Below are 9702 nucleotides of genomic sequence, written 5' to 3' on the forward strand. Positions count from 1 at the left end.
CAACCGATGTAAATCCGGTTGTTGGTGCTGGTGATCCACTCACAGAATCTATCCCATACGTTGGCGCTTTCGCGGCGTTGTAAGGTTGTTGTCATTGTTTTATAAATGCGGTTATTTGTGGATGAATCAGGCTCGTTTGTCTTTGCCTGTGAATACACTATACACTTCTTTACAATTTCTAATCAAGTTTTATTACTTCAGTAAAGCTGATAGAATGTATTAGTTTTACTTATCAAAATGCAAGTAACCAAGTCAGGATACGCCGAAGCTGTCTTTTGTCTGACATCACTATATATAGCAAGGGACTGGGGACTGGGGACTGGGGACTGGGTGAAAAGTCTTCTTGTGTCTAAGTTTCATCATCTGTTGATGTCCTAACCACCAAGGCTTATGCTATATCCCTCTTCTGTCACTCTCCGAAAACATTTGCCATTTCTGAATTTTAGAGCCTTTGTATAGCAAGAGATTGCGCGATTATTTTCTAATAACAAATACAAGACCAATTTTTTCTAATAGTATAGCTTGTATTGATTGCCTCATGAGGCTTCTAGCGATCGCCCTCCCCAAAAAGTGACAGAAGAGGGATATGTAGGATTTCGATTTGATTTATGAAAACATACTGAAACTGGAAAGCCTATTTTATAAGGGTTTTAGCTGAAATCTTGTTCAAAAATCAGATATGAGTCCTATATGTTATGGAAATTATGATTCTGTTGCCTACCAATCTGGGAATAATAGCTTTGTAGATTACCGCTATTCCAAAAAAATTAACCCTCGGCTTATCACTGGGGGCTTCTTTTGTTTGGCAAAATGGCATATCTATAAATTAGACGGTTGCTATGGTATTTGAGTAGGATACATTCCATGCGAAAAAGTACTGACTTGCATTACCCCTGGCTAACTACCAGGGGTTTTTATTGAAAGTTTTACTGAAATATTGCACCATTCTGAATCGGGTAAATGGACAAATCGAGGGAAAACGATGTGGAGGATAGATATCAAAAGCCAACGATTCAAAACGAGCATCTGAACTTTATCCAGTCTTTAGTTGAGGGAAAAAATGATTTACTACTCAGAGAATTATGCGATCGCAAAGGGCTTAGTGTAAGTATTACTACAATGCATCGTGCAGTAGAAAATTAGGCTTACGGTGTAAAAAAAAAGTCTTTACGCCAGCGAGCAAGATACCCCAAAAGTACAAGAGTTAAGACATAACTATCGCCTAACAATAGAAAAAATTGATGTTATAAACCTGATATTTGTCGATAAGGCTAGATTAAATTTATCAATGTCACGCTTGTTTACTAGAGCAGTTGTTTAGAAAAACAGGTTTGCCGCCTTGCTCAAGAGATACTGTTAGTGCAGCAAGAATTCCTACTAACTGTGTGCCTACCCAGCCAGACGAAATCTCTGAGGGAGTATTCTTTAGAATAGAGACAACAAAGGTGGAGCAAACTCGCCCCAATGGTTCACCTAGCTCTAATTCCAGCACCACCTGCTTTTGATGTACCGGAATAAAATGATTACCCTGCTGTTCAAACTCCCCATGTAGCAGCGTTAGAGGTGATGACTGCAACATTTCATCAAAAATCAAACTACCAAGGCTACCTACAATCCCCAGCCGTCGCTGCTTATCAGGATTTAACCAGCACAAATGAATATAAGCTTGAAAGCCATCTGGGTATGTCAGTGTCAACCATACCAGATCAGCCAAACCTTGAGGCAGAGGAGAATTTATATCTTTCTTCTCCTCTGCTCCCCTGCTCCCCTGCTCCCCTGCTCCCTGTAGCCACACCGTACCCGTTGCTTGTACTTTCACAGGGATTTGACCGAGCCAAGCGTTAAAGATAGCAATATCGTGAATAGCTAAGTCCCACAGCGCATCAACATCTTGGCGGACAGGGCCTAAATGGGTGCGTGTCGCATAGCCATAGCGTAAATCACCTAATTTACCCGCCTGTACTACAGCTTGTCCTTGCTCAACTGCTGGGTGAAATAAGTAAGTGTGGTCAACCATGAGTATTAAATGATTCTGCTCCGCTAACTGGCAAAGTTTCCGACATTCTGCGGGGTCGAGAGTTAGCGGTTTTTCTGCCAAAACATGGTATCCGTTTTGGAGAGAGTCTTTAATTAAAGCGTAGTGGGTGGTAGCCGGAGTTGCGATCGCAACTCCGGTCAATCCTGGTACTTTTTTTAAATCTTCCCACTCAGTTGTCAATATTACATTTTCATCTAAATTAAACTGCTGTTTTACCGCCGCTAATCGTTCTGGATGAGGATCTATTACAGCAACTACATCTACTTGGGGATGTGCTAAGAAATTCCGCAGCAGATGCACTCCCCAACGCCCAACTCCGATAACAGCAATTTTAATTTGGTTTGTCATTTGTTATTTGTTATTTGTCATTTGTTATTTGTTATTTGTCATTTGTATACAAAGGACGAGGGACAAATGACCACTGACAATCAACTGATTATCGGCTAACTGCTCTTATTTTAAGCTCAGGGTATTTGCGGGTTAGGTATTGCTAAAAAAGCCACCTTAGCTGCGGCTTGTTCAGCAGTTTTGATTGATCGTCCTTTACCAACTCCAAGTTTATTTCCGTGCAGCCACACTTCAGCCATAAAACGTTCTTGATTACGGTGCGGTTGAGTGACTTCCACAACCCGATATTCTGGTAAAACTTTAAATTGCGCCTGAGTCCATTCTTGGAGAGCAGCTTTGTAATTAAGTCTGGCAGGATCGAGGCGAATTTCTGTTGTTAGTTCTTGGAAGTGGGGATCTAGCCAAGAGCGGATCAATACTAGATTTTGAGTACTTAAGTAAAGCGCACCCAAAACTGCTTCAAAAGCATCTGCTAGTCGTGACTCTTGACCAACTTTATCAGCCGTAGCGCTACCGGCGACTAGTAAGTATAACTCTAAACCATAAACTCTGGCTAATTGGGCAAGGATGCGATCGCTCACTAACACCGAACGAATTGCCGCAAAATCCCCTACAGGACAATCGGGATAATTTTCCCATAACACAACAGCCGACACCAGCCGCACCACTGCATCGCCAACAAACTCTAGTTGTTCATAATTTGCCGAATCAGAGACAGTGGGATGAGTGAGTGCTAAATCTAGCAGTTCCCACTTGATAGGTGCTTCTAGCGACAAACCTAATTTTTGGACTAAACTTTCGAGTTGCCGTTGACGGCGTGGATAGGCGAGGGGCATTACGTGATAGGGGGCAGGGAGCAGGGGAAGGTAACTAGCTATCTATCTTATATCTCTAAAGTTCTTGAACTATCACTTTAACAACTTTTCGCTACTTCTCTCTATCTAGCTTCTCTTGAATAGCTTGACGGCAAAACTCAGGAGGATCGTCTTTAGCTTTTACCTCTTCCTTCATTTCCTTGGTGACACGAAAATTCAATTGTTCGGTTAATTCTTTGCTTGGTTGGTTTCCAAAATTTTCAGGTTTACCCTTAACTTTAGCCATTTATATATAAACGTAAATATAGCTTGAAGTCAATGTTAACAACGGAATAGAGCTTATATCGGTGGCGATCGTGTCTTGCAAACTAGTTCACCACCGATTCCCAATTTATATAATGAACCACTAGACAAAATCCGTACAAAAAATAATAGAGTACAAACCGTGAAAGGTTCATACTCCATTGCAGGGGAAAGAGCAGTACATAAGCCGGGTTCTGTTCTCTTGCGAGGGCAGTTATCTATCTGGGACGCTTGTTACCAAACGCCTCTAGCGGCTCTCATTGAGCGGAACTGGTAAAAAACCAACCATAGTTCCTATCGCCTTGCTCCCAACCGGGGTTTACCGAGCCAGCACCTCTCGATACTGCTGGTGCGCTCTTACCGCACCTTTGCACCCTTACCAAGTTGGGCTATTGGGGATTAGGGATTGGGGATTAGGAAAATTTTTCCCAGTCTCCAGTCCATAATCCCCAGTCCCTAGTCTTGGCGGTATCTTTCTGTGGCACTATCCTCACGATCGCTCGCACTGGACGTTATCCAGCAAGTTTGGTTTTTCGGGAGTCCGGACTTTCCTCAAACCAGTAACTAGGACTGATCTGCAACCGCCTGCGTCTACTCTCTCCTTAGATCCAGTGTAATCTTGGATGGCATAGTCTGTCTGGTTGCTATTGCTTTTTTTTATTCCAAGGTAAAGCGTAAGTCCAAGGTAGTTTCTTAACTGTGAAAGGACAATTGATAATACTAATCGGAGGGAAATCACGGCCTGGGGATAGACCTAAACGCACTTCAGATACTCTTAGCACCAACTGTAGGGAAAACTCCAACTCCTTTCTTCGGTTAATAAAGTCGTTGTACAACTTTTTTTGCCCTTTTTGTAGCCCATTGATATCAATTAGTGGTTTTTTCGCTAAATAGGTTCCAGTTACTTGCTCGCGCTCGAATACATCTTCTGCCGTCACCGTTTCAGAAAGCGTTTTCTTGGGAGCAATCAGACTAGGACTTTGGGGTACTGCTAAATCGCGAGTTAAGTCTGGTGATTTCCGAATCACACGGCGCGATTGCTTGCTATGTTCAACTACTAAAGAACTGTTGTCCCAGTCAACGTATAGGGCAATATTATCAGATTTATTTTCAATGCTAATTCCTAAATCTTTCAAATCGTCTATCGGATATGAAGATTTGAGTTTAAAGGAAATTCCAATTTTATCGTCGAGATTGTGTTCTTTGAGTTGCGCGTCAACGATTCCTTTTTTAAACTCAAACTTAATTTGATCGTCGATGGATTCAACCATGCGGTTAAAAACATAGGCAACACCGATAATATAAACAGTCAAAACTATTAAATTCTGGTCGCTACTCCTCATAAATTAGAATATTAACTCCCGGTACTAATGAATGTATATTAGATTCTTCGCCCATCTGCAATTATTAATTACGCTTAATTGTTACAGAGTTTTGCAGCCAGCCTCGTCGCCAAAAGAAGAATAGCAAACCAAGTGCGATCGCTAACATCACTGCCCAGCAAAGTGGATAGCCCCAATACGAATTCAACTCAGGCATATTATAGGGCGATTTTTCAGTATTGAAATTCATACCATATATTCCGGCAATAAAAGTCAGTGGAATAAAAATTGTTGAAACTATCGTTAGTACCTTCATGATTTCATTCATTTTATTACTAACTGCCGAAAGGTACACATCCATTAATCCAGATGCTAGTTCTCGGTAAGTTTCCACCATATCCATCACTTGCACCGTATGGTCATAACAATCTCGCAAGTAGATTCGTACTTCTTCGCCAATCAGTTCGCTACCATCTCGAATCAAAGAATTAATTGCATCTCGCTGAGGCCAGATAGCACGACGTAGTTGCAGTAGTTCTCGCCTAATTTGATAAATGTTTTGTAGTGTTTGCGGTGTAGGTCTGCCTATTACCTCCTCTTCCAGTTCTTCGATTCGCTCCCCATAAAGCTCTAGTACCGGGAAAAAGCCATCAATAATTGCATCTAACACGGCATAAGCTAAATAATCGGCTCCTTGTTTGCGAATGATCCCTTTGCTTTTTTCAATCCGCGATCGCACTCCTTCAAAACAATCATGTTCTGGTTCTTCTTGGACTGTTAGCAAATAATTTTTACTTAATATCAAACTCACTTGCTCGCTGTAAAAACCACATTCTCTTTCCTTTGGTACTACCATCCGAGCAATGAATAGCAATTGGTCTTCATAATCCTCTGTTTTGGGGCGCTCTGGCACATTAACTATATCTTCTAAAACTAGAGGATGTAACTTAAAAACTTTACCCAATCGTTGTAATATATCTTGACTGCCTAAACCTTGTACATCTACCCAAGAAATGGATTCGCTATCAAGATATGAGACACACTCTTCCGGGGTTGCTATTTGTTCGCGGATGAAATTGGTTTGGTTATAGTCAATCAAAAAAATTATCGGTGGTGGAGCATCTTCATCAATAAAAATTGTTCCAGGGATAGTCCCTGGTTGGTGATGAAACTCATCTTCATATAACCTAGTTACTATTTTTGGAAGACGACGCAGTTTTCGTACCATGCAATATTACCTACATTGGGAATTGGAAATTCGGCATTGTTAAAAATAACTAACCAGCAATCCGATAATTATTTTGATTTATTTCAGTTTTTGCTATTAATATTACAAAAATTAATACAGAAACTGTAATTTTTAGATTAGGGAATTATTTAGGTTGGGTAATTTAGGAATCAGCATTTTTTTAGTGGTCAGTTGTATTCACGACAAACTACTGATAGCTATAGGACTCATATTTGATTTTTGAACAAAACTCAGTACACCTTTATTCCTTCTTCCCAGTCCCTTACCTCTACGAGTGATTCAGAAATCAAATCGGATTGCTATATGATGATTATTTTTATTTATGCCCAGCTACTTCCCAGCAATAGAGATAACATATCGGCTCTGAATCAGCAATGCTATAAAAAAACAGTTTGCCTTGGCAAGACAAACTGCTGAAAAAATATTTATCTGGATGAGCAGAAGTTAGAACATGCCCATGCCGCCCATGCCGCCCATGCCGCCCATGCCGCCCATGCCGCCCATACCACCCATATCAGGGGCAGGAGCAGCAGATTTCTTCTCTGGCTTTTCAACAACGATCGCTTCGGTAGTTAAGACCAAACCAGCAATGGAACCAGCGTTTTGCAAAGCTGAACGCACAACTTTGGCAGGGTCGATAATACCCGCAGCGATCAAGTCTTCAAATTCCCCGGTAGCAGCGTTGTAGCCAATGTTGAACTCACTATCTCGGACTTTAGAGACGATCACAGAACCTTCAGCACCTGCGTTATCTGCTATTTGACGCAAGGGAGCTTCTAGCGCTCGTTCGACTATATCAGCCCCAATTTTTTCTTCTTCGCTTTCTAAGCTGTTTTTAATCGCTTGTACTGTCTTAGCTAAGTGAATTAGGGTCGTTCCACCACCAGGAACAATACCTTCTTCCACGGCGGCTTTAGTAGCGTTCAGCGCGTCTTCAATTCGCAGTTTACGGTCTTTGAGTTCGGTTTCGGTTGCCGCACCCACTTTAATCACTGCTACACCGCCAGCGAGTTTGGCGATGCGTTCTTGCAGTTTTTCTTGATCGTATTCAGAATCGGTTTCTTCCAACTGTCTGCGAATTTGACCAATCCGCTTTTGTACTTCTGGCTTGGTGACACTGCCAGCTACAATGGTGGTGCTTTCTTTGTCAATGGTGATTTTGCGTGCAGTTCCCAGTGCTTCTAGAGAAGCGGTGTCCAAACTTAAGCCGATTTCTTCAGAAATCAACTGTCCATCGGTGAGAATAGCAATATCTTCTAACAAAGCTTTGCGGCGATCGCCAAATCCAGGTGCTTTAATAGCAGCAACGGCTAGTACACCCCGCGCTTTGTTCACTACCAAAGTTGCCAAAGCATCACCTTCGACATCTTCAGCGATAATCAGCAACGGCTGACCGGAACGGGCAACTTTTTCCAAAATTGGCACTAAATCTTGGATGCTGCTGATTTTTTTATCTGTCACCAAGATCCGGGCGTTTTCAAATTCCACAATTTGCCGCTCATTGTTGGTGACGAAGTAGGGAGAAATGTAACCCCTGTCAATCTGCATCCCCTCAACTACTTCTAGTTCAGTGGTTAAGGATTTAGATTCTTCAACGGTAATGACACCATCTTTGGTGACTTTTTCCATTGCTTGGGCTAACATTTGACCAACTTCTTCATCGTTACCAGCAGAGACAGTGGCAACTTGAGCGATCGCACTTCCTTCTACTGGCTTGGCTATCCTGGCAATTTCTTTTACCAGTGCCTCAATGGTTTTGTCGATCCCGCGCTTCAAACTAACTGGGTTAGTACCCGCCGCGACGTTCTTCAAACCTTCCCGAATCAAGGCTTGTGCCAAAACTGTAGCAGTGGTAGTGCCATCCCCAGCAACATCTTTAGTTTTTGAGGCTACTTCCTGGATGAGTCTTGCACCAGTATTTTCCAAAGGATCTTCTAATTCAATTTCCTTGGCAACAGTGATACCATCGTTGACAATTTGAGGTGCGCCAAATTTCTTCTCTAAAAGGACATTGCGACCTTTGGGCCCCAAGGTGATTTTTACGGCATCGGCAAGGGCGTTAACACCCCTTTCTAGAGCTCGCCGCGATTCCTCGTCAAATGCAATAATTTTCGCCATGTTTTATTTCTCTAGCGCTTCCATTAGACAATTTAGCACTCACAGAGCAAGAGTGCTAATCTCCCAACTGGCTCAAGTTACAAATGGAAATAAAAAAATTGATTAATATACAGGTGATGCTCATATTAGATACTGGCAGTAATGCTTGAATTGGGAGATGAATCTAGACAACTCCCTTAAGTCCCTTGGTATTGCCGACCCTAGCGGCACCGGCTGGTTGGCAGTAGTATTTACGTTCCTCTTGGCTTGGATTGTAACTTGGCGTTTAATTCCGACAGTACGTAAATTCGCCTTGCGGGTAGGTTGGGCTGACCAACCCAACGCACGGCGACTCAACCGAGAACCTTTACCTAATGCAGGGGGGCTGGCTATCTACGCGGGTGTGATTGCCGCGATGGTATTAGCTAGCCTTTTACGACCTATCGAACTCCAAAACGTATTGGCTCAGGTACTCACTATTCTGTTGGGGGGTTCTATATTAGTCCTTGTGGGCTTTATCGATGATCAGTTTGGCTTACCGCCCTCTGTTCGATTGTGGGCGCAAATTGTCACAGCACTATTGCTGGTGGCTAATGGTATTAGTGTCAAAGTCTTGTTTGGTACTCCCATCGACTCGTTCCTGTCTATGTTGCTGACGGTACTGTGGGTAGTAGGGATTACCAACGCCATCAACTTGATGGATGGAATGGATGGTCTGGCAGGAGGAATCAGCTTTATTACTGCCATGAGTTTGTTGGCTGTTGCAGCCCAATTTAACAATCGTGCGGCGGCAATCTTAGTACTCGCAGCCTTGGGAGGTGCTGCACTAGGATTTTTGCGCCATAATTTCCATCCGTCACGAATTATTATGGGTGATGCCGGAGCATACTTTTTTGGCTATGTACTGGCAGCAACTAGTATTTTAGGTAAACTCCAACAAAACACCGTTTATGCACTAATTCCCACAGTTTTATTTCTATTATTGCCAGTGCTAGACACCACTCAAGTATTTGTGCGGCGGCTGCTAGCAGGAAATAACCCTCTCAGTACTCCTGGCAAAGACCATCTGCACCACCGCTTACTTGCTTGGGGACTCTCGCAGCGCCATGCTGCATTTACGCTTTGGTCGATTACCTTAGTTTTCAACTTACTGGCGATGAGAATACAAGGCATGAGTTTAGCTGTGATGGTGACTACCGCCAGTAGTATTATCCTGCTTTTGGGCTTTACTATCTGGCAAAGGATACGCCAACAGTCTTAGTTGCTTGTAGGGTGGGCATTATAATGCTAGCCCTACTATGCTTTATTCTCTGTATGAAAGCAAAATCTAAAATTGTTTGATTTAGTCAACTAAAAATTCAAGCTGTTCGATACATAACGGGAGCAATGCGATTTTGTGAGCAGGGGGAGCAGGGGATGCTCTTGAGGCAGGGGAAGAGAAAGAAACAAGTGTATTTATAGCTATAAAGGTCGTAAAAAATACTAAAGTTTTCTCTTCACTCCCCCTGCTCCCCCTGCCTCAAGAGCTCT

8 protein-coding genes and 1 other RNA gene are annotated in these 9702 nt (G+C 42.6%); 2 read left to right on the forward strand and 7 right to left on the reverse strand.

The window, feature by feature from the left end; genetic code table 11:
* The first annotated feature begins 960 nt into the window (after window positions 1-960).
* Complete coding sequence (locus V7K42_RS00690) at window positions 961-1143, forward strand: hypothetical protein (RefSeq protein WP_334912594.1); 183 nt, start codon at window positions 961-963, stop codon at window positions 1141-1143.
* Window positions 1144-1291: 148 nt separating this feature from the next.
* Here the strand turns inward: V7K42_RS00690 and V7K42_RS00695 are convergent, their stop codons facing one another.
* The 7 genes from V7K42_RS00695 to groL form a co-directional block, all read right to left on the reverse strand.
* Window positions 1292-2386 carry a Gfo/Idh/MocA family protein gene (locus tag V7K42_RS00695; RefSeq protein ID WP_334912596.1) on the reverse strand — a complete coding sequence of 365 codons (1095 nt, stop codon included), beginning with the start codon at window positions 2384-2386 and terminating at the stop codon, window positions 1292-1294.
* Between the two features lie 116 nt (window positions 2387-2502).
* The gene (gene rnc, locus V7K42_RS00700; RefSeq protein ID WP_334912598.1) at window positions 2503-3222 is read right to left on the reverse strand and encodes a ribonuclease III; all 720 of its coding nucleotides are present in this window, start codon (window positions 3220-3222) and stop codon (window positions 2503-2505) included.
* Window positions 3223-3313: 91 nt separating this feature from the next.
* On the reverse strand, window positions 3314-3487 hold the full coding sequence (locus V7K42_RS00705) for a hypothetical protein (protein WP_334912600.1): 174 nt from the start codon (window positions 3485-3487) through the stop codon (window positions 3314-3316).
* A gap of 185 nt (window positions 3488-3672) precedes the next feature.
* An RNA gene (rnpB, locus tag V7K42_RS00710) (RNase P RNA component class A) lies at window positions 3673-4102 on the reverse strand.
* 46 nt (window positions 4103-4148) lie between these two features.
* Window positions 4149-4847 carry a hypothetical protein gene (locus tag V7K42_RS00715; RefSeq protein WP_334912602.1) on the reverse strand — a complete coding sequence of 233 codons (699 nt, stop codon included), beginning with the start codon at window positions 4845-4847 and terminating at the stop codon, window positions 4149-4151.
* Window positions 4848-4911: 64 nt separating this feature from the next.
* The gene (gene corA, locus V7K42_RS00720) at window positions 4912-6054 is read right to left on the reverse strand and encodes a magnesium/cobalt transporter CorA (protein WP_334912604.1); all 1143 of its coding nucleotides are present in this window, start codon (window positions 6052-6054) and stop codon (window positions 4912-4914) included.
* A 465-nt stretch (window positions 6055-6519) separates the two neighbouring features.
* On the reverse strand, window positions 6520-8193 hold the full coding sequence (groL, locus tag V7K42_RS00725; RefSeq protein ID WP_334912606.1) for a chaperonin GroEL: 1674 nt from the start codon (window positions 8191-8193) through the stop codon (window positions 6520-6522).
* Window positions 8194-8350: 157 nt separating this feature from the next.
* Here groL and V7K42_RS00730 point away from each other — a divergent pair, with 157 nt between their 5' ends.
* Window positions 8351-9433 (forward strand): MraY family glycosyltransferase, encoded by a 1083-nt coding sequence (locus V7K42_RS00730; RefSeq protein WP_334912608.1) that lies wholly within the window; start codon window positions 8351-8353, stop codon window positions 9431-9433.
* The last annotated feature ends 269 nt before the right edge of the window (window positions 9434-9702 follow it).

The organism is Nostoc sp., assembly GCF_036917455.1.
Classification (GTDB): Bacteria; Cyanobacteriota; Cyanobacteriia; order Cyanobacteriales; family Nostocaceae; genus Nostoc.

Excerpts from the sequence above, each read along its gene's own strand:
- V7K42_RS00715 (WP_334912602.1), bottom strand. The coding sequence starts at position 4,847 with ATGAGGAGTAGCGACCAGAATTTAATAGTTTTGACTGTTTATATTATC.
- V7K42_RS00695 (WP_334912596.1), bottom strand. The coding sequence starts at position 2,386 with ATGACAAACCAAATTAAAATTGCTGTTATCGGAGTTGGGCGTTGGGGA.
- V7K42_RS00705 (WP_334912600.1), bottom strand. The coding sequence starts at position 3,487 with ATGGCTAAAGTTAAGGGTAAACCTGAAAATTTTGGAAACCAACCAAGC.
- V7K42_RS00730 (WP_334912608.1), top strand. The coding sequence starts at position 8,351 with ATGAATCTAGACAACTCCCTTAAGTCCCTTGGTATTGCCGACCCTAGC.
- V7K42_RS00690 (WP_334912594.1), top strand. The coding sequence starts at position 961 with ATGGACAAATCGAGGGAAAACGATGTGGAGGATAGATATCAAAAGCCA.
- rnc (WP_334912598.1), bottom strand. The coding sequence starts at position 3,222 with ATGCCCCTCGCCTATCCACGCCGTCAACGGCAACTCGAAAGTTTAGTC.
- corA (WP_334912604.1), bottom strand. The coding sequence starts at position 6,054 with ATGGTACGAAAACTGCGTCGTCTTCCAAAAATAGTAACTAGGTTATAT.
- groL (WP_334912606.1), bottom strand. The coding sequence starts at position 8,193 with ATGGCGAAAATTATTGCATTTGACGAGGAATCGCGGCGAGCTCTAGAA.